Consider the following 20,633-nt stretch of genomic DNA (forward strand, 5'->3'; position numbering starts at 1 on the left):
AATAGCACTCAATGGGGACCCGCAAGGCCATACTTTGGTAAAAATCTGCAAAAAGTTTGTGAATGGTCCCAGACAGACCTGCAACTGCACTCAGTCAGAATCCTCTTCGTGGGGAAGCAAGGGCAGGACGAGTTCCCCCAAGGATTCCCATTTTCCGCAAACCCACATACGCACCCACGCTGCTGGGCAACAAACCACCGGCATCAATAGCAAATGAGCCATTTAGTATCGCTCCACCGAACACATTCAACGGTATGGACGCAGTGAGCAAGCCGGAGAATTGCTTAGGAATAGCTACGTAAGGTACTGAGTATGTACCGGCATTCTGGCCATATGACAAGCGAGCTGTCATGTTTACTTTATCAAGCACCAATGCACTCACCCCTAAGTGGTAAACGCTAATACGGTTGTTTACAATGCCTATTCGGGACGATAACGATGGCACTACTTCCTGCTGGGGCGTTAGAAATGGTGATCCAATCGCACGACCAAAGTACGTCCAGCCATCAACAAATTGACTATGGTTAAAATAATCGTCTCTTCCCCGGCGTTGAGGATTATCGATTATGAATTCATCGCCCCCCTGACTTCCAGTAAATAAGTATTCAACTGTAATCTGGCGCAAAAAAATAACAGACCCATCTGGCTTCTCTATATTCTTAAGGCGGATGCCGTTCAACCCATCGGCAAGATTTGTACCATAAAAAAGTGAACCATCGTCGTATACGAACTGGCGATAAGCCAGCAAATTCCATTGATTCAACGCTATTTCCACGGCTACATCAAGGGACCCTAAGTGGTTACCAATACGATTGTCTTCAAATGAAGTCACGTTTTTGTCGTTCGGGTCAAACAAACCACGCGTTCCCAGGATAACCGCCGGATAATAACGAAGGCTTGACGGCAATCGGCCGTCTACCGCAACAACAGGACCCAATACGTTAGGATCTGCATACCCTGCCCAGATAACCTGATGGTTGAAACCCGTATAGAATTTGAATCGCCAGGCTGGTTTACCTAAACGCATGTATAAGTATTTGTGGTGCAAATAAGAGCCTTTGACCAGGCGATCAGCACGCTCAAACCAGCCGTGAGCAAAAGCGCCCAGCACTGCTATTAATCCCTTTGTAAAGGGAATAGGTGTAAATGCAGGTAAACCAATCTGAATTTTAGGAATTGGAAGCGCATTACCCGACCAGGCATAGGCTCCGGTTGTAAGGAGTGTATCGACTAAACCAACAATCTCTTTCCGGCGACCGGCGTAAAATTCAAAGGCGCCAAAGCGGCCTTTCAAATAAGCTTCCGGCAGTAAAAACTGGTTGGCTGTGCCCACATTGGCAACAACATTAACGCCGTATCCCCAGTCGAATTTTGGTCTGTAGCCCGTGCTATCTGTTGGCCGATAATCAGCTTGCAGGCCAGCGTTAAGATGTATTGCTGAATTTTGAAGCGGAATAACTCCGTACTTATTTGCACGCAACCAGAAAGGAGTTTGAGCTGTGGCGATTAAGCCTCCTGCTTCCAAATGGTATTGGCTAACTCGCTGTCCATAAACGCCTACAGAAGCGATGATGAGTTGCAATAAACACCAGATTCCTAAGAATACAACCTTCATAGTTGAGTAGACCAACAATCCTATTGGTCTGAGGTCGGAAATCATTTTCCTCTTCCCTGGGCCATTACCCGGAGCGTTTGGGCGATTATCCACATATCGAAGAAGAACGAGCGATGTTTGGGATAAAGCAAATCGTAACGTAGCCGTTGCACCATCTCCTCAACATTGGCAGCGTAACCGTATTTAATCTGTCCAATAGATGTAATACCAGGTTTTACTTTTAACAGGGATTTATACTCTGGAGCGATTTCAATAATCTGATTAATGAAAAACTGTCGTTCTGGCCGGGGGCCTACTACCGACATATCGCCAATTAATACATTGTAAAACTGTGGAATTTCATCGAGTCGGGTTTGACGCATAAAACGGCCCCAGGGCGTGATACGATTGTCGGCCAGCCCCCCTGACAACACGGGTCCTGATTTTTCGGCATCGACATACATGCTTCGAAATTTGTATATCTTAAACGGCTTTCCTTCTTGGCCAATGCGCTCCTGTAGATAGAATATTGGCCCCGACGATGTCATGCGTGTTATTAAGGCTAAAATCAGAAATATTGGCATTCCCAAACCAAGAGCGGCCGCCGAAAACAATATGTCAAAGGAGCGTTTTAGCATATTGACCTGAAAATCGGCCAGCATATGCGACGACAAATTTAAGACCGGCAAAAAATCGTGGTACTCAACCGATGCCCCGCGTGCGAGGAAGCCTCTAAAATCAACCAATAGCTTTACCTGATAATCAAACGTCTCAGCATTGTCGACAATGGTTTTTAACTGGCTGTTGTCAATATAAGGCATACAACAGTAAACACAATCGACTCCTTCGCGTTCGATGTAGCCCGGTAGTTCCTTGTAGCTCCCTTTCAGCACGCCCTCGTTGTCAGATGCGGGTTGATCGAAGTAACCAAGAAAGCGAAAACCCATTTCAGGATGTGTTTCATAAAAGCTATGAATTGCCGCAGCTAATTTGCCATAGCCCACAATAATATAGCGTCGATTATTATAGCCTCTGGCTCGATATTCCCTCAAGAATATTAATCCACCGATTCGGGAGGCTACTCCGAGGCTGGTAAAAAGTATATAGGTAATCAGTAAATGCTCCCGTGAGTAGTAATACGCTTTTACGCCTACCCAAAAGACTGAAATAACGGCTATATGAATAACCATTAAAATCAATAATTTTTTTACTAAATGGTCCGCCTTGAATAGTTGCCGGGGAAACACATAAGGCTTTATGACTAAAATCTGTAATAGCCAGATTAAATTGAACAACCACCAAAGCGATGCATAAGGCGGCTCCGAAACGCCCTCCACTGTCCGAAATTTAATCCAGAAAGCCCCTACAAAAGCCGCGTTGAGGCTTAGGAAATCAATGATTACGTGCAGTGGGAAAAACAGTATGGAATAACGATGTCTCATCCCTGTTAAGTTTACTCATCTACTAGTTTGACAAACTTGTACCAAACCTGATCGCTAAAGTAGCACATCAGGCTGATGAGTCTAATGAATATTATCCTACGGCTTGGTAACCGGCCCGCAAATTAGGCATAAACGTTATATTAAAAAAATCCAATATAGTACATCAATGTATTCCTTAATCAATATATGACTTATTGTCCCCATACTTTGCGAAGACTGATAAACGTACCAAAGCTATTTTGATACAGTGCGCCTGTATCGACAGCAAGGCTGCCTGTTAGCTGAATTCCCCCCAATATATCCAGAGGAGCCACTATACTGGCAAAAGCTGAGAACTGATTCTGAACAGTTTTATAAGGATTATTATAGGTGCCCAGGTTCCGGCTAAACGATAGCTTTGCCTGATAAGAAAGAGGTCCCGAAAACAGCGAAAAACGAACGGGTAAACTCCCGGCTAACCCCAGATGGAATACATAGACCCGGTTATTCGCCGTAAAGGTACCCTGCGGATACTGATCGCGGGGCCCCAAAGCGGGTGGAATAAAGGGCGTACCCATTGTATGCTGGCGGTAAGCCCAGCCGTCGCGAAACTGCTGGTGATTAAAATAATCATCTTTACCTCGTTTTTTATCGTCATCAATAATAAATTCGGGGCCACCCTGACTGGTTGTATTCAAAAATTCAAACAAGATGTCGCGAACAATGGCTTTGGGATCGTTCCGCCGGAGTCGTATTCCATTAAGGCCGTCAGCAATATTTATTAAATAAAACAGCGAACCATCTTCATATATACTCTGCCGATAGATATACAGCATATGCCGTACCAGATCAATTTCGATGGCTACATCTATTGAACCGAGATGATTACCAATCCGATTGGTTAGATCAAAGTAATTATATTGGCTTGTATCCGCTCGGCGGGGACTCAGGGTTGAAACTACATAAAAATAGTTTAGCAAGCCCGACGGTAATTTGCCATTATTCTGAATAGAAGGCGGCACCTTTGCAGGGTCAGCAATTTGACCGCCCCAAACAACCTGGTGATTTATGCCACCGTACACACGCAACACATCTCTCTGCCTGCCCAGCCGCACATACAGCGACTTTTGGTGTAGCATTGGGTTTCGTATGTAACCGTTTGCATCTAAGTAACCATGAGCAAACATACCTTGAACGGACACCCACCCTTTTGTGAACCCAATTGGTGTGAACGTTGGGATACCGATCTGAATCTTAGGTACGGGCATGGCATTTCCCGACCAGGCGTATGAACCTGTTGATAAGACTGAATCAGCAAGGCCAAATTTCTCTCGCCGACGGCCTACATACGCTTCAAAAATGCCCCTCCGTATTTTTACATAGGCTTCGGGCAGTAAAACATTTCGTTCGTAGGGCAACCGATTTTGATTGACATTGGCAGTTATGTTGATCCCATAGCCAATATCATAGTCAGAATCACGCCAACGCCCGGTGTTATAGCGACTGGTATCATAATCGCTATATAGACCCGCACGAAGCGTTACTACAGGTGATTGATTGGGAACAATGCCATATTGATTGGCTCTAAGCCAAAACGGTGTTTCCGTTGAGGAAGAAAGGTAGGTGCCTACTTCAGCCGTATATTGAGTAGGCTGGCGAATGGGTTGAGCTATTAATGCTGAGAACGTTGTAATCCCTATAATCAATGCACATAGGCTATGGGCTGTTGATACGATTCGCATTGATTAGTGGTGAAGAGTAAAGATACCTGCAATATTAATGCCCGATGGGTTAATTTATTACTAGTTACTTCACTTTTTGACTTTATGCACCAATCTCTATACTAAATTTAAATAGAAAAGACCCGTCTTCTCTAAACGGGTCTTTTTCAAGAATAATCAGCCAGTGTCTATTCCTTCAATATACGACTAGCCGCCTTCTGTTGATTTGCTTCGACTATGGGAATATATACACCAGCCTCTAAAGCATCTGGGTACCACTCTATTTGATGTTTCCCGGAAGACTGGTCTTCTTCCTTTACCAATTGTGCTACAATTTTCCCCTGAACGTCAGTTATCCACAAATTTACCGTTCCATCCGCAGGTAGATAATAGGTAATTACAGTTGATTTGTCAAACGGATTTGGAGACACCTGCAATTTTAATACGAATTCCTTCTGACTTACTATTGGCTTAATATTAGCAGCAAATACACTGCCTGTTTGGGTCTGAAAACCAGGCAGTAAAACAATTGAGTGGCCTGCTTCATAATCAACGACTATGCCCGTACCCACTGTATTAATAGCTTCTATAGTTTCCGTGGCTTGCTCCAGATAGTGCCCTTCTTTTTCGTAGCTTGTCCGAATCCGTAGTGACTGCGGGGTAGTCTGCGCTACGGCAAACACGGTTATACAACATCCGAATAGTATTAGTAATAGTCGCATATCATCTACGGGTTTTCGTTTGCATTTGATTAATGCGACGTTCTAACTGATTACTTTTTTGTTTTAATGTATCATTCTGCTTTTTAAGTTCGATAATGTATAAAGTCAGTTCCTCTATTTTTTCAAGCAATTTAGCTTGCATTTGTCCAAGATCGACACCTTCTTTGACCACTTCTTCAGCAGATGGCACACTGGGAAGGTGTTTTTCCCGGCTAATATATGATTCTATGTCTCGTAAGTCACGTAACTTATAACCAGGCTCAAATACCCGGTCCGACCAATCATTCGTGCTTTTTACGGCAACTTTCACTTTTTCGGTTAATATACCATCAGATACGTATAGCCGGTATCCAACTGGTGTCTTGCCAATTCCCATTCCTATGACAACACCACCAGAGTTAATATTCTGAATATTCTCCCCCTTAACTTGCCATAGTTCATTAGCTATACTATCTTCAGCAGCCACTCTAAAGTTAGGAGTTCCATAATTCGCTAAAATCACGTTTCCAGTAGCGTCTACTGTAAGAAATTTATTAGTAGTAGCAGTTGGATTAAATGTTTTTGTCAGGTTTGTAAAGCGCAGACCGCTATTTCCAGTCGTTCCATGAGTAATTTCGAGTTTATTCTGAGGTGCTGAGGTGCCAATTCCTACATTAACATTGTTACCCAGAATAAAACTATTATTTTGGCTTACTATAGCACCAGTTCCAATTGCTATCGCATTACTTAATCCGGGTTTGTCTGAAGCATTTCCAGCGCCAGTACCAATAAATACATTTTGATAGCCAATCGTGTTGCTCACACCGGCATCAGTTCCAATTATTATATTATAGAATCCTGAAGTTGTACTAAAACCAGCATGAGTTCCTAAAAACATATTAAAGTTGGAATTAGTGTTATAACCTGCTCCATCTCCTATAAAGGTATTAAAACTGCCATTTATATTTCCAGCTCCAGCAGAATTCCCTATAAATGTATTATAATTGCCTATTGTAGTGTTATAACCTGACCTAAAGCCAAGGAAAACGCTATTTGAAGCTGAAATGCTATTAACACCTGAACTGGCCCCCACAAACACATTTTGCAAACCGGTTGTAATGGATTCTCCTGATTGAGAACCTAAAAATGTATTATTTCCACCAATTGTATTATTGCTACCAGACCTTGAACCCACAAAGACATTACTTGCTCCCGTAGTATTGCTATTACCAGCTAAAGATCCCAAAAATGCATTATAAGTACCCGTTGTGTTGCTACTTCCCGCATCCGCTCCAATAAAAGCATTCTCACTACCTTGAGTATTAGCATATCCAGCACCTGTTCCATAAAATGAATTATTATTACCGCTTGTATTAAAATATCCTGACCGATAACCAGTATAAACATTGTTATATCCGTTATTATTCTGGTAGCCCGCTTCAGCGCCAATAAACGTATTATTGTTACCTGTTACATTATTGTAACCTGCACTAAAACCGATAAACGAATTTTCCTGGCCTGAAGAATTTTGATTACCGGCCGATGCTCCCAAAAAAACATTTTTAGTGCCAGCCATATTTAGTGTGCCCGTAGCTCGTCCACTAAACAAGTTGCTGGCACCACTCATATTTAGATTACCAGCCCCTACACCTATAAGTGTATTATCAGTGCCTGGTGTAACGGAAGAAGGTATGGTAGCCACATAATTAGTTTGGGCGTACATATTTACCACTATAAATAATGGCATGGTGGTCCAAAGTAATTTTTTTTTCATAAACTTTAGGAAGATAATTATGCGACTTTAGTTATACATATTAGCAATAATGATGCCATAAACACCCCAAAGGCAGATACTGTCCAAAATACCTCGGCTTGATTGCAAACTCCAAATATCACTAAAATAATGTTCTAATTAAGTTATTGTAATAGGCAAATTTTATAGTGTTATTGAATCGCATATAAAGCGGGAGCGTAGCCGATTGAAGGGTAAACGCCTGAAGGTGGCCACTGATAAGACTACCTCCTATCAGGAACTGACTGTATCCGATTGGTACAGTGGGCAGCCACAAGTCGTTGAGTACAGTAGCGGCACAGAGCCATCAGGTACCATACGGGTAAGCCCCTGTGCCAATCCGTTGGGTGCTGGTGCGCCGGAAGAACAAGCTAACCAGCCTGGTCAGTACCGATATAGACCTGAGAGCCGACCAACTAATTGGCTATTTTGTCCGACGTTGGTCGATTGAGACAACCTTTGTGTTAGTGCGAACGCATCTGGGTGTAGAAACGCAGCGGCAATGGAGCGACTTGGCCGTTGGACGTACCACACCCGTGTTGATGAGCTTATTTTCGCTGGTCACATTGGTAGCCAACTTGCTCCAGAAACAAGGCTTGTTAATTTGCCTGATAAGTAGTTGGTACGTAAAAAAGCACCCAACCTTTAGTGACACATTGGCCTGTGTCAGAGGGCATTTGTGGCAGGAAATGAATTTTTGCACCTCTGAAAAAGATGTGATACGCGTAAAAATGAGTCAACAGCAGTAGCAGCTTTGGCAAAATGCTTTAGCATGGGCTGCTTAAGGCTAAACTCAGAAGCAATAGCCTGCAAACATTATGGTCAAACTCAATACGTCAAACACTATGGTACCACCCGCGCTGGTACACAACGATACCGGTGTTTTGATTGTGGCAGAATCTTTCTTCAAACGTATACCCACAAAGCTCTTGATCCACTGGTGAAAAAGCAGATGACTCAAATGATGCTCAATGGATCAGGTGTTCGCTATACAGCTCGTGTTCTGAGAGTAAACTGCAATACAATTAGTAGTCAGTTTTAAAAAATGCGGTGAGGTCATTCACGTTAATCCACTAGTCTATATTAATAAAGGGCTGAAATCAGCCTTAAAGTTGACCAGATGTGGTCTTACGTGTGTACTAAAAAACAGCCGCGCTGGCTTTGGTGAATCAAGACGCCGTGAAAGGTGAGGTGGTAGCGTTTGTTTTTTGGTCGCCGAACGCACCAAACATTTCGTCGGTTGATAAGCCTATTGGCGCAATCTAAAATTGGGGTAAGCAGGTGAATAGCCGACTCTTAGGTCTTATTTTAATTGTTTGGATCAAGTCTTGCGCTTAAAGAGCAAAGCGTTATTACAAAGTCTTGAGGGCAAGCACCTGACGCTTCGGACGTGGATCAAGCGATTGGCACGCCGAACGATCTGCTTTTAAAAGTCGGTAAAAATCCATGACACTATAATCGGCCTATTCATTAACCAGTTTTTCTTTGCTGATAAACGCAATTAAGCCTCTACCAAGCAATTTTATAACCTTTAATTAACGGGGCGTTTCGATAGCAATCGTAATGATTTTGATCCTGTTAATATCTTTTCTCCTGCTACAACGCCTTTTATATTCCACTTACCCATTTGACCAGATACATTATTAAAGGCATAACCATGTTGATGTAAAGTCTTGGCACGTGTATCAATAATTGTATTAGCATCAGCCCATAAGCCCGTACAGTTCCAAATCTCAATGACATCACCATTAAGGCTTTGTTTGGGTACTGCACCGGAGCAATTTGTAAATTTATTATTGGTCAATTGTAAACCATCAACAAGGTTTGCAAAAAAACCATTTGCGCCTGACCCTGTAACAGTATTACCAGTAACAATAACATCAGTCAGTCGTTTACTTTCACCTTGATTAAGTTGATTATTTGCGCCCAGTGAAAGAATGCAAATGCCTGCCCGACCAGTAGAAGCTTGTCCATTGTTATCATATGGCACTCCATTTATGTTCACTTTTGTGCAGGGATTAATAATAGTATTATTTTGAATTTTACTTTTTTTAGCCACAACTGTACCACCTATATACATATCCTGTGCATTAAAAATAGATATTCCAGCAATTACAGTATTCTTAAACTTATTATTAAAAACGGCAATATTTCTACTCCCGATTGAACCAAACCCTTGATAAGAATTTTCTACCGTATTTCCTTGTACCGTTAGATTCGTTGCTTGTGAGTACCCAAATTTGAGTAATTGCTTTTTTTGATTATCAATCCCATAATCATGGAATGACATGGCATCATCCTTAATATATTTGTATGTATTATTCAAATACTTAACATTAGCAGAATAATGAGAATATGTGCCATCACGAAAAGTGTGTTCAATTAATGAGTTTTTTACTATTACTTTATTGCTATTTGTGATGGCAATGCCCATTTCTGGAGAGTTTAGTATATGCACATTACTTATAATTATGTTTTGGCTCCCATCAAACTGAAAAACATGTTGACTTCCATTCCCATTAGTTATAGGTGGAGTTGCATATCCAAATTTCCCGCCTTTAATCTCAATATTCGAGCAGTTCTGAAAAAAGAACATAGCCGTTCGTATATCACTATTTAGAAATGTAGCACCTACTGCTATTAATTTCTTCTTTTTTAATGCATTAACAATAATTTTATCAGATATTTTGTAGAAAGCTTTTGTTTTTCGGGCATATATAACAGGAGTAGATGAATTAAGAGCTTTATTAATAGCTTGTGTATCATCAGTTACTCCATCTCCTTTAGCTCCGAATTGCTCTAATGTTCTTTCACTACTTTTAAGAGGTTTTTCTGTACTCAATCTTTGTGAGATTCCACTGCAAGCAATAATAGCAGTTTCTTTAAAAAAAACTTCCTTATCTAAAAGCACAGTCTGCATCGTATACCTGAGCCAATCTTTATCAAATAGTAATTCATAATTTAAAATTATCATCATACAATCATATCTACATAATGACAGAAACAACAGCATAATTATGAGCTTATTCATAGATTGTCATAAAAATTAAATTGGGTATTTATTTGTGTTAAAAGCGAATAGCATAAAAAACAGAATTAATATAGCAACAAATAAGTGAATATTTATTTTAATTCTAACTAAGCTTACTAATTTTTCTCAATGTATCTTCATATTTTTTTAGTACTACTTCTTTACTAAAATGCTTAATAGCATAGGAACGGGCACGCAAACGAGTGTTGGTTAGATCTTCCAAACATAAGACTTTTCTAATTACTTCCGCAAGTGCTACTCCATCCTCAGGATCAACTGTATAACCAATGTTATTACGATTAATAGCATTAGCTAGTGAGGTATGATTTTCAGCCGATACAATAGCAACACCGCCAGCGGACAGTACACTGGTTAACTTAGATGGCATGACAATATCACCAGCTGCTCTTTTCTGAATTATCAAATGAACATTTGCCATTGCCAATAACTTGGGAAATTCACTGTAAGGCTGAAGTGGCAGAAAATGCAAATTTGTTAAATGAGCCGCCTTCCGCTGTAATTCAGTGCGAAAAGAACCATCACCAGACAACACAAATTGTATAGATGAGTTATCTACTAATTGTTTTGCCGCCTGTAGCACAACCTCCAAGCCCTGTTTCTCACCCATATTGCCTGAATAAAGTACAATTTGAGCCGAATAACTAAATCCATATTTATCTCGGAATGATTCTTCAAGCGGCAACGGTCGAATATGCTCTGTGTCCACCCAATTATCCAACATTATGTATTGATCGGAACTCACACCTTTATTTAGTATATTTTGTTTCATTCCTTCACTAATACTAGATACACAATCTGCATTTTTAAGAAGGAAAGTTTCGAATTTCTCTAAACATGATAACAAGTAGTCATTAGTTATCATATTTAGTTTTCGAGCTGCGTCAACCTGAAGATCATGCACATGGAACAAGAAAGGAGTTTTTTTTAAAAAACGATATAACCAAGGATAAATACCTATTTGTAGAGGAGGGCAGACGCAAAAAATAACATCATACTGCCGGAACATTGCACCAAACCAGTAAGGTATTGAAGAGATAGCAAACGAGATTTCGAACAACATCCGTGTTTTTCCAGTCACAATTCGAGGTACATAAATAGGAGATCTTCGCACTATTAAATTTATGCTACGCTCAATTGTCCATTTTAAGCCACTGTAAGGTTTCTGCACTTGCCATTGTGGATAATGGGGTGGTGTAGTAATTACATCTACACAATGGCCACGTTGTGCCAGCCAATGTGCAAGTTCACCATTATATTTACCAGAACCCGTAAGTTCAGGAGAAAAATTAGCTGTGTAAAGTAATATTCTCACGTTATGTAGAAGGATAGTTAAAAAAAGCACGGCGTATAAAGCCTCTCATGAGCCACCAACGCCCTACAACTTTTCGCCAAATTGTATTAGAACTTTTTGCTGCACTATTGGTAGGACTTGAATTAGTAAAATGCCTTCTAAAATATGACAATTTATCAGGCAAAAACTGCACATCATAATAGATATTCGCCATCAACCCAATCCACATATCATGATAAATATGAAACTCGCTGGCACGTATCAATTCCTCAGGGAAAGGTAATATGTTTTTAAGAACAACTTTTTTGAAAGCCATACAGTTGCCCAAATATGTATTTTTCAAAAAATTCTTTAAAACTCCTTCTCCTGATCGATATGCACTATAGAACGATTCATTCACAACTTGATCAGTTTCATCAATGAAGTAACAATCACTTACAACCAAATCTACCTGTTCTAAAGCAGCTACCATAATTCGTACTTTATCAGGATGCCATACATCATCTTGGTCAGATAAAAAAACAAAATCTCCTGTTGCTTTGCTAATAGCGTTTTCAAAGTTACGCACCAAAGATTTCGGTGATTTATTTTCAATAAAACAAATTCTATTATCAGCAATAGTATCTATTATAACTTTTGTATGATCTGTAGAACCATCATCAGATATAATTACTTCGTCTTCAGAGGACAATTGGACAAGGATAGACAATAGTTGCTGACGGATATATTTCTCGCCGTTAAAAGTAGCCATGCAAACACTTATCTTATCCATATCTTCAAAAACGTATAAATACCTTACGTTTTAACAAATATAACTTAGTACGCTTCGTTCGAAAGCCAACCAATTTAAATTTTTCTAATTTACTAAAAACCAAAGGAAAAATTAACTGAAAACTTAAACCACTAAAGTAGATCATATTATCAAATATACTATATAATATTACTGTACATAATATAGCTACAGCCGTAGTATAATAGGGGCTATTAGAACTTACAAAGCGGATATAAAAGGTAGATATAAGTAGTAGTTCAGTAAAAATTATTATACACCCTAGCCAACCCATCCGGCGATATGGATTATAATAAGTACTTCCAACGGTTAAAAATCTCGCGATAAGATAACGATCCGCTTCCTTCGAGTCAGGGTCATTGATATCCAAAATGCGCTTACTAATAAAATCCGGCAACATCTCACTAACTATAAAATTCACGCCATTGTAACGCACATGTTTCACTTCATTAACGGCATTTTGAAACGTAGCAATAGGCGATGATGCGTATAAATAAAACCAAAAATATTCTTTTGGAACGATACTATCCTGAAATGAATCAGTAGCTTCAGCAATTTTCAAAAAATAAGTTTCATTATCTTTAAATGATCGAACAAAACCAATATAACCAAATGCATAAAAAACCAACAAAAAGGTAGTAACTAACTTTAGTATAGTTTTCACTTTCACAATACGAATCTCCAATACATAGATGATTAAACAGGAAGTAATAGTCATGATAATAGAACCTCTATTAATAATAAACACACTCATTAATACTAAAGTAGTTATATAGAAAAATAATATTTTATTTTTACTACATATAAATTGATGAAAAAGATATATAGTGTAAAATGGAGAAAAAGTTTGTAAGAAAACATGGAATGATGGTATACCAAATTCACGGTAATCATAATATGAACTATTTATTGATAAAAAAAGTGGAATGCCTCCATTATGTACAAATTCCGCGAGATAGCCAAATAAAATTAGGCTTACTATTAATCCGTTTCTTTTTGAGTTATTAATGTACTTAAAGTGAAATTTATCTCTATTTAAATAGCCTAAAGTAAAAGCAATTAAAAAAGTTAAACTAAAAAATAATAGCACAGGTAACGTAAGATTTGGGTATAAATCTGACCATTGCCATAGGTAAATAAAGATTGATATACCAAAACTTATAATATACCAATAAAATGGATTACCCAAAGGTTTAGTCCTGAACATACGTATACTCCCCCATTTTACCTGTTAGCGCATCTTTTATTCCCCGCCATGTTAATATTACACGTTTAACTTTCATATCTTCAAAAATTATCACTTTTATCAATTCTTTAGCTAAAAGAAAAATCAATTGTAGACCTATTTTAGGGTACGGCAAAGCATATCTACTAATTACTTTAAAGCCGTTTCTAAAAAAATAGTAATTTCTAATTGGCGAATGTGATATATAGTTAATTTTAATATAATAAAGAATAACTATTTGCTTTGTTTTCCCTAAAGTATGGTTTAATTTCTGATCTATCAATTCAATTACATCTAAGCCATGAGCATTAAGTCTTATACCATAGTCATGATCAACATGATCTATAAAAAAAGACTCATTAAAAGGCCCTACTTTTAAATATGCATTGAGATTAAGTAAGTTTCCAGAAGTCATTGTATAATATACTTTCCTGTAATCTTTTTGTTCAGATTTTAACGTATGAACGGCAGAAACTATACCTATATTACTAGGGTTTTGATAGTTTTTAATAAATACTTGCATTGCATTTATCATGCCTAGAGGAGCTTTACTATCATCATCCATCGTTAATAGATATGTGAAGCCATCATTTATTGCCATTTGAGCAGCTATATTCAATGCGTATGCAATTCCTTTATTACCATCATTAAAATGGTATTTTACTTTAGTAAATTTACAAAGTTCATTAACTAACTTATTATTCGATTGATCAGAATTATCAATAACATATATAGTTGTTATATCGTGAATATAAGTATAAATATTATCTATTACTTCTATACTGCTATTATAGAGAATAATTGTACCCGCAATTCGTTCAAGAGATTCTTTCATTTTAATATGGAATATACTTTATGGTACTTCATTTAGCCCAATCACACTCGATGCCCATATAGCCAAAATCTTAATCTCTTTTGTGCATAATAGAAGGTTAGAATTACCGAACATATTGCATTTTTCAACGGCTCTTTTACATAACGTTCCCTTACGATGTTAGTTTCTTTAAGTGAATCGGTTAGGCGACTGCTAGCTCCACCCGTAGCACAGTCGGCGATAATATGAGGAATGTGTAAAACAGGTTTTCTGGCCAAGTATATTATTAAATTGAGTTCATAATCAGCCGCAATACTAAGGCTATAATCATACCTAAAATTAGTAAAGTTTGATCGATGATAAAACGCACTCTGATGATGTAATGTGTTTTGCAATATCGTTCGTGGCCCTAAAGATGATTGCATACGAGACTTAGAATCGAAACTTACATCTCCAAATACTATTGCGTAAGCCGGTGACAGCATAGGAGTTACTAAGTCGAGTATATTAGAACTAAGTGTATCATCTGCTCCAAGAAAATACAACCAATCTCCTTTTGCCCGATTAATTGCTTTATTCATTGCATCATATATTCCTTTGTCAGGCTCACTAACTAAAATGTTGATTTTATTTCCATAATGTCTTAATCGTTCCATTGTATCGTCTATACTAGCACCATCGATCAAAATCAATTCAAAACAAGCATTCTGGCTCAATACGCTCTTTATTGCCCGATCAATTGTAAGCTTGGCATTAAAAGTGACAATAATAATTGAAAATATAGGATTATCAGCAGTTACTATATTCATATATTAGCTCAAATATGACTTATTAATCAAACAATCTTGATAAACTCTAAGAGTCTCCCGCACTGTACGCTCCCAAGAGAATTGGTTTAATCGATTATATCCCATCTGAGTCAAATTTTCACGTAACTCACTATCAAGGATTATTTTCTCAATAACAGAAGCCATTGAGCTTTCATCTCTTGGATTAAAATATAAGGCTGCATCACCAGCGACTTCAGGCAACGAACTTCGGTCACTTATTACACACGGACAACCAGAGGCAAATGCTTCTAAAATAGGTATTCCAAAACCTTCATATAAAGTTGGAAATACGAACGCTATTGCATTTTTATATAATTCCTGTAGGTTTTGATCATTTGCTATATGTTCATACGTTACTAAATTATTTACTTTTAATGTATAAATCAATTCTTTTTCTTCCTTAGTGAGAGGCCCACCACCGGCACAAACGAGTTTCACTTGATAGTGTTTGAGCAAGTGATAAATCGCCTTTAATAAAGCAAAAAAATTTTTATAATGACCTCGTCTTCCAACAAATAAAAGGTACGGAATCCCTGAGATTGCCGACTTACTTTTTTGCCTGTGCGGTAATATTGGTAGAGAACTCCCTAAGTGTACAACATCTATTTTAGTTGGATCTATATGCAGTAATTCAACAATATCATTCTTTGTACTTTCAGAAATTGCAATTATTTTATCAGATAAATCAGCTATTTTTTTCTTTTGATTCACAATTACTTGATCAGACGCTAACTCAGTAAATTGATTGGCAAATCGTTCGTGAATCATATCAAGAAAAGTAACCACAAACGGCTTACCTTTTAGATAAGGAATAAAATAAGGATCATAATATGTAGCATGAAAAATATCAAATGATTTACTGCCTAATTCATATAAATTATATAGCTTATTTAAATTATAGATGATTTTTTCTTTTTTGGGAATTTTAGTTCCTGGCAAAAAAGGTTTTGTTGAAATTCCAGCTTCATTTAGGTGAATTGTATTAGAGAATAATAGGGGCAAATTAGCACTATTATCTGCAGTCTTGTTAATACCAGAGATAAGCTCTGCAAAATAGCGCGGTAAGCCGCCATAATTATGCATTGAAAACGTCTGATGATCAAAAAGAATTTGCATATCCTGTTTGCTGTGATACTATTCAGCTTGTTATTTAGTTAAGTAACTTTCTTTTATAATACTCTGTATGTAGGAAAAGTCTTTTTCTAATAAAGTACGTCGCTTACCTGCAATTTTATTATACAAGCGCGACCAGCGCGGGTGTGTAATAGTCTTGAATGCTATATTGTTTATTGATTTTCGACTAAAAAGATGAATATTTTGTTCGTTCCAGTTGTAATTCAGGCTAAAACGATCGGCAAGTGCTTGTAAGGACGCACGGCTATATAAGGCTATGTGCTGACCCGTTTCGGGCGTGAAATACCACCATGATTCAGGGCTAACTTCCTGAGTAGGTTGCACCATTGTAGAGAATAAAATTGTATCGCTATATATAAGCATTTTTTCTAGCTCGGCCACCGGGTCAGTCAAATGCTCAAATACCTCAAAAGCCGTCAGCAGTTCAGCTTTAAATTGTAATACATCCGTTACATCGAACAATTCTGCATATAGATTAGCACAATAGATATCCTGTCGATAAAAATCGAAACCCCGATCTCGCATCATGCGTACTAACATGCCATAGCCACCCCCATAATCGATAAACCGTCCATCTGGATTGAACCACTTATTTATTACAGCCTGTACTACAGGTGTCATAAGTTCATTTCTTACTATTAATCCAATGTCCAGACGAGTAATTGCCGAACTGTAGGCCTCCTCTAACCAGTAGGGTGTTTCTGTAAAAATAAACTGACAACGGCTACAGCGGAAGTACTGTACATCATACTTGCCGAGCAGTTTAGCAGAGCCATATGGAGAGACAGTTGATTCACAAATTGGACACGCCATTTTTAAGGAAATTATAGTCTATTGATTCCAGATACCATTTGCTGTACCAGAAATAAGCTTTTGAGCCTGTAGATTACCCAACACTGAACAGGCCAGTAATGATATACTTGTACCTAATATCACACCAGCACTACCCATATTAAGCATTTTACCAAGCAATATAGCCAGTGGAACGTTAATGACTGCAGAAAATAACGCATAATATAACTGAAGCCGAACTTTCCCCAGCCCATTTATAACCGAGGCTATAATACTATTGTAGCAGCTAATGATAATAAACACCCCCATACATATACTGAGTTTTATGGGTACTTCTACTCGACTACCTACCCAAACAGCATAAATAGTATTGGATGCTAAAATCATCAATGCAACAACTATGACTAATCCTAACCATAGTTGTTGCAAATATTGGTGCGTTTTCTGCATCCATAATGTATCTCCCTTCACAGAAGCTTCTGTGAAGGCTGACCAATAAGGAGTTATGGCAATAGCAAATAGAGTACTGGCCGCATTAAAATATCGAAATGCTACATTGTAAGTTGTTACTTCCGAAGGACCAAATAGTTGGGTAATAATGAGATTATCAGTATAAAAAAGAACGATAACCGCCAATTGGACAAAGAAGAATTTGTATCCAAGCCCTAGAAGGCTTCGTGCATATTTTAATTTAGCTAACCTAAATGTGGGACGATAAACATTTAAGGGGCCTCGATACAACCAAAAACCGCCGATTAACAAAGCAACTATAGGACTAATTACAGTTACGGCTGCTAAATAAATTAAACTTCCGCTAGTAATCCGTATTAGCATATATGTGCCTAAAAGTGTTAATATATTCGACCCTAATGTTATTAATCCTGCTTGACTGGATTCCTGCATAGCGAACAAGATATAGGAAAGAATATCAAGCACTAATTTGATAGCCATTGTAATAACAGTTATAGCGACAACAACCTGAAGTTGTTCAACATTTATATCTGTATTAAAAACTCTCTGCCAGGGAATATATCGAAAAACCAACAAAAAGAACACGGTGAGCGCAAACTGAATAATACCGAAAAGTACATAGGCCGTACTGACATAAGACTGAGCCAAAGTAGTATCTTGCTTGGAAACTGCTTCCGAAAATTTATTGCGTAAGCCATTACCAATGCCTATATCCAGAAATGTTAGCATCGTGACAATTGAACTAATGGTTAGCCAAGTTCCGTATATCTCTTTTGAGAGATAATCTATTGTTAATGGCACTAACAACAGAGAAATTAACATTCCACCGCCTTTAATAACAATACCTAAGATAGTGTTGAGATGCGCTTTTCGGGTTCGCGGATGTGTATCTTGCAGGCGTTCACGTACATAGCTAAATGATTTAAACTTCATAAGCACGATAGATTCAGCTCGTTTTTCATAGAAGAATATACGCTTGGAAACGCTCCAGTAATCCACCGAAATATCTTATCAACGGACAGCCATTTAGGATGTATGATAGCCTTATCAAACAGCCAAGATAATTGTAAACGAAATGCGGTCAGCCGCATAATATGAAAGTCTTTCATTAAAGTCCTGGTTTATTTTATATAGGGCTAAAACAAGTTGAATTAGTTCAAATTCGATTATACAACTAAGTTTTAGTAAAGATTCTTTGTTAAACACTTCATAGATTTTCAGATCATAATGTTTAGAAGACATAAAATATAATTATATCTTCTTATATCAAGCACGTATAAAAATAGCATCTTGCTGAAGTATCTTGTTTGATTGCGGGCTAATTAATTGATCGAATGCGCCAATGTACTGAAAACCCATTGATTGAATTATTTTATAGATTTCATCAAACAAAGGCTGCCCATTGTATAATGTTTCAAAAGAAGTTTCGACAATTAATACTTTAGCCTGAGAAATTACTTTCCTACCTCCCAGGATGACGTGCTTCTCGTATCCCTGCACATCAATTTTGATGAGCATATTCTCATACAAAGGAACTGTTTCGAGAAGAGTGTCAAGCATTTCTACTCGAACAGCGGTTTGTTTACGATTCTTAGTGAAAGGAAAGTTACTAATATGCTGATCAGTCATAGACAATACTGACGACGATGCTGAATACTCGTTTTCTTCAAAAGTAATGTTACCAACCTGATCGCCTATTGCAATATTATGCAACATGATACCACTCAGTCCGGCAACATTCCTAGAGAGTTCTTTAAAGCAGTCTGGTAATGGTTCAAATGCGTGAATAGTAGCTTTAGGAAAGGCATTATGAAAGGTAATTACTGACTGCCCAGTATTGGCACCAATATCAAGTATAGTTTTAATTCCCATCTGTTGATAGTATTCACCAATCAGCGTTTTATAAAACTCGGCATTAAATCCTTTTTTTCGCCATTTATATAACGCAGGGTTTCTCAGAAAAAATTTTAGGTCATCAACTGACATATTATTCTCTTGTTAAAAAGTACACCTAAATCCTTATAGAAAGAGAGTGAGTTTTACTACTTAATTTTAGTATCTGCCTCATTAACCATCATCTGAGCAACTTCATTCATAGTGTAACGTGCTTGCCAACTAAGTTGCTGTCTGGCTTTAGTTGGATTAGCATGGCCTTCGGCAATATCAGTAGGCCGAAAAAGTGATGCATCAATACAAACATAGTTTTCCCAATTTAACCCAACACTCTCAAATACAACCTGGATAAAATTTCGGAGCTTACTAGTATGCCCCGTTGCAATAACAAAATCATCAGCCTGTTCCTGCTGTAGCATAAGCCACATAGCTTCTACATAATCGGGTGCCCAACCCCAATCACGGGCAATTTCTGTATTGCCTAATGTGAGCGTTTCTTTACTACCGTTGGCAATGCGACAAGCGGCCGCCACAATCTTCTGCGTTACAAAACGCTCGGGCCGTAGGGGTGATTCATGGTTAAAAAGAATTCCTGTACTTGCGTGTAATTGATAGGCCTCCCGATAGTTCGCTACCTGCCAGAAAGCGGCCGCTTTGGCAACCCCATAGGGGCTACGGGGGCGGAAAGGCGTTGTTTCGTTAGCTGCTTCACTTCCCGTATCGCCAAAACACTCGCTGGAGCCAGCGTTATAAAAGCGAATCGGCTGCCCTGTAAAGCGAATTGCTTCCAGCAAGTTAAGTGTGCCTACACTAATACTTTCCAGAGTTTCAACAGGCTGTTCAAAGGATAATCCTACGGAGCTTTGGCCCGCTAAATTATATACTTCATCGGGTTTTGTACGCTGTAAGGTTTGCAGAACAGAACGGAAGTCATTAATACTAATGGACACTGTTTCAACATCTTCCCGGATACCTAATCGTTTTAAGCTGGTGAACGATGACATTTGGGCATCACGTGAGCCACCAACCACTTTATATCCTTTTGTTAGCAGGAGTTCGGCTAAGTAAGCACCGTCCTGACCCGATACACCACATATAAGTGCTGTCTTCAC

General features: G+C 38.3%; 18 protein-coding genes and 1 pseudogene. 3 read left to right on the plus strand and 16 right to left on the minus strand.

Annotated elements, in window-relative coordinates; translation table 11 throughout:
• Positions 1-94: 94 nt before the first annotated feature.
• From ACYVI1_RS26615 to ACYVI1_RS26635, 5 genes are all read right to left on the minus strand, one after another.
• Entirely contained in the window at positions 95-1,615 is a 1,521-nt protein-coding gene (locus ACYVI1_RS26615) for a capsule assembly Wzi family protein (RefSeq protein WP_460914088.1), read from the minus strand.
• A gap of 41 nt (positions 1,616-1,656) precedes the next feature.
• Entirely contained in the window at positions 1,657-3,036 is a 1,380-nt protein-coding gene (locus tag ACYVI1_RS26620) for a sugar transferase (protein WP_460914090.1), read from the minus strand.
• Positions 3,037-3,227: 191 nt separating this feature from the next.
• Complete coding sequence (locus tag ACYVI1_RS26625) at positions 3,228-4,757, minus strand: capsule assembly Wzi family protein (protein WP_460914092.1); 1,530 nt, start codon at positions 4,755-4,757, stop codon at positions 3,228-3,230.
• Positions 4,758-4,924: 167 nt separating this feature from the next.
• Positions 4,925-5,458: a T9SS type A sorting domain-containing protein gene (locus tag ACYVI1_RS26630; protein WP_460914094.1), complete on the minus strand. Its 534-nt coding sequence runs from the start codon at positions 5,456-5,458 to the stop codon at positions 4,925-4,927.
• 1 nt (position 5,459) lies between these two features.
• Positions 5,460-7,211 carry a TMF family protein gene (locus tag ACYVI1_RS26635; RefSeq protein WP_460914096.1) on the minus strand — a complete coding sequence of 584 codons (1,752 nt, stop codon included), beginning with the start codon at positions 7,209-7,211 and terminating at the stop codon, positions 5,460-5,462.
• A gap of 350 nt (positions 7,212-7,561) precedes the next feature.
• Here ACYVI1_RS26635 and ACYVI1_RS26640 point away from each other — a divergent pair, with 350 nt between their 5' ends.
• From ACYVI1_RS26640 to ACYVI1_RS26650, 3 genes and pseudogenes are all read left to right on the plus strand, one after another.
• Positions 7,562-7,978, plus strand: coding sequence for a hypothetical protein (locus ACYVI1_RS26640; RefSeq protein ID WP_460914099.1), 417 nt, complete (start codon positions 7,562-7,564; stop codon positions 7,976-7,978).
• Positions 7,979-8,001: 23 nt separating this feature from the next.
• Complete coding sequence (locus ACYVI1_RS26645) at positions 8,002-8,271, plus strand: IS1-like element transposase (protein ID WP_460914234.1); 270 nt, start codon at positions 8,002-8,004, stop codon at positions 8,269-8,271.
• Positions 8,272-8,542: 271 nt separating this feature from the next.
• Positions 8,543-8,659 (plus strand): annotated as a pseudogene (locus ACYVI1_RS26650) (IS1 family transposase); the annotation flags it as partial.
• Between the two features lie 101 nt (positions 8,660-8,760).
• Here the strand turns inward: ACYVI1_RS26650 and ACYVI1_RS26655 are convergent.
• From ACYVI1_RS26655 to ACYVI1_RS26705, 11 genes are all read right to left on the minus strand, one after another.
• Positions 8,761-10,260, minus strand: coding sequence for a right-handed parallel beta-helix repeat-containing protein (locus tag ACYVI1_RS26655; protein WP_460914101.1), 1,500 nt, complete (start codon positions 10,258-10,260; stop codon positions 8,761-8,763).
• 103 nt (positions 10,261-10,363) lie between these two features.
• Positions 10,364-11,593 (minus strand): WcaI family glycosyltransferase, encoded by a 1,230-nt coding sequence (locus ACYVI1_RS26660; RefSeq protein WP_460914102.1) that lies wholly within the window; start codon positions 11,591-11,593, stop codon positions 10,364-10,366.
• Between the two features lies 1 nt (position 11,594).
• Positions 11,595-12,344, minus strand: coding sequence for a glycosyltransferase family 2 protein (locus ACYVI1_RS26665; RefSeq protein WP_460914104.1), 750 nt, complete (start codon positions 12,342-12,344; stop codon positions 11,595-11,597).
• A 4-nt stretch (positions 12,345-12,348) separates the two neighbouring features.
• Positions 12,349-13,551 carry an O-antigen polymerase gene (locus ACYVI1_RS26670; RefSeq protein WP_460914106.1) on the minus strand — a complete coding sequence of 401 codons (1,203 nt, stop codon included), beginning with the start codon at positions 13,549-13,551 and terminating at the stop codon, positions 12,349-12,351.
• A gap of 4 nt (positions 13,552-13,555) precedes the next feature.
• Positions 13,556-14,422: a glycosyltransferase gene (locus ACYVI1_RS26675; RefSeq protein ID WP_460914107.1), complete on the minus strand. Its 867-nt coding sequence runs from the start codon at positions 14,420-14,422 to the stop codon at positions 13,556-13,558.
• Positions 14,423-14,463: 41 nt separating this feature from the next.
• Positions 14,464-15,210: a glycosyltransferase family 2 protein gene (locus ACYVI1_RS26680; protein WP_460914109.1), complete on the minus strand. Its 747-nt coding sequence runs from the start codon at positions 15,208-15,210 to the stop codon at positions 14,464-14,466.
• 3 nt (positions 15,211-15,213) lie between these two features.
• A complete protein-coding gene (locus ACYVI1_RS26685; protein WP_460914111.1) occupies positions 15,214-16,347 on the minus strand; it encodes a glycosyltransferase family 4 protein in 1,134 nt (377 codons plus the stop codon).
• Positions 16,348-16,377: 30 nt separating this feature from the next.
• Positions 16,378-17,178, minus strand: coding sequence for a class I SAM-dependent methyltransferase (locus ACYVI1_RS26690; protein WP_460914113.1), 801 nt, complete (start codon positions 17,176-17,178; stop codon positions 16,378-16,380).
• Between the two features lie 18 nt (positions 17,179-17,196).
• A complete protein-coding gene (locus tag ACYVI1_RS26695; protein ID WP_460914115.1) occupies positions 17,197-18,561 on the minus strand; it encodes an oligosaccharide flippase family protein in 1,365 nt (454 codons plus the stop codon).
• A 333-nt stretch (positions 18,562-18,894) separates the two neighbouring features.
• The gene (locus tag ACYVI1_RS26700; RefSeq protein WP_460914117.1) at positions 18,895-19,614 is read right to left on the minus strand and encodes an FkbM family methyltransferase; all 720 of its coding nucleotides are present in this window, start codon (positions 19,612-19,614) and stop codon (positions 18,895-18,897) included.
• A gap of 56 nt (positions 19,615-19,670) precedes the next feature.
• Positions 19,671-20,633, minus strand: a complete 963-nt coding sequence (locus ACYVI1_RS26705; RefSeq protein ID WP_460914119.1) for a GDP-mannose 4,6-dehydratase — start codon at positions 20,631-20,633, stop codon at positions 19,671-19,673.

This window comes from Spirosoma areae (assembly GCF_054781775.1).

What these genes read in the sequence shown, in the direction of transcription:
- ACYVI1_RS26615 (WP_460914088.1), bottom strand. Translation starts at nt 1,615, where the DNA reads ATGAAGGTTGTATTCTTAGGAATCTGGTGTTTATTGCAACTCATCATC.
- ACYVI1_RS26620 (WP_460914090.1), bottom strand. Translation starts at nt 3,036, where the DNA reads ATGAGACATCGTTATTCCATACTGTTTTTCCCACTGCACGTAATCATT.
- ACYVI1_RS26625 (WP_460914092.1), bottom strand. Translation starts at nt 4,757, where the DNA reads ATGCGAATCGTATCAACAGCCCATAGCCTATGTGCATTGATTATAGGG.
- ACYVI1_RS26630 (WP_460914094.1), bottom strand. Translation starts at nt 5,458, where the DNA reads ATGCGACTATTACTAATACTATTCGGATGTTGTATAACCGTGTTTGCC.
- ACYVI1_RS26635 (WP_460914096.1), bottom strand. Translation starts at nt 7,211, where the DNA reads ATGAAAAAAAAATTACTTTGGACCACCATGCCATTATTTATAGTGGTA.
- ACYVI1_RS26645 (WP_460914234.1), top strand. Translation starts at nt 8,002, where the DNA reads ATGGGCTGCTTAAGGCTAAACTCAGAAGCAATAGCCTGCAAACATTAT.
- ACYVI1_RS26655 (WP_460914101.1), bottom strand. Translation starts at nt 10,260, where the DNA reads ATGAATAAGCTCATAATTATGCTGTTGTTTCTGTCATTATGTAGATAT.
- ACYVI1_RS26665 (WP_460914104.1), bottom strand. Translation starts at nt 12,344, where the DNA reads ATGGATAAGATAAGTGTTTGCATGGCTACTTTTAACGGCGAGAAATAT.
- ACYVI1_RS26675 (WP_460914107.1), bottom strand. Translation starts at nt 14,422, where the DNA reads ATGAAAGAATCTCTTGAACGAATTGCGGGTACAATTATTCTCTATAAT.
- ACYVI1_RS26680 (WP_460914109.1), bottom strand. Translation starts at nt 15,210, where the DNA reads ATGAATATAGTAACTGCTGATAATCCTATATTTTCAATTATTATTGTC.
- ACYVI1_RS26685 (WP_460914111.1), bottom strand. Translation starts at nt 16,347, where the DNA reads ATGCAAATTCTTTTTGATCATCAGACGTTTTCAATGCATAATTATGGC.
- ACYVI1_RS26690 (WP_460914113.1), bottom strand. Translation starts at nt 17,178, where the DNA reads ATGGCGTGTCCAATTTGTGAATCAACTGTCTCTCCATATGGCTCTGCT.
- ACYVI1_RS26695 (WP_460914115.1), bottom strand. Translation starts at nt 18,561, where the DNA reads ATGAAGTTTAAATCATTTAGCTATGTACGTGAACGCCTGCAAGATACA.
- ACYVI1_RS26700 (WP_460914117.1), bottom strand. Translation starts at nt 19,614, where the DNA reads ATGTCAGTTGATGACCTAAAATTTTTTCTGAGAAACCCTGCGTTATAT.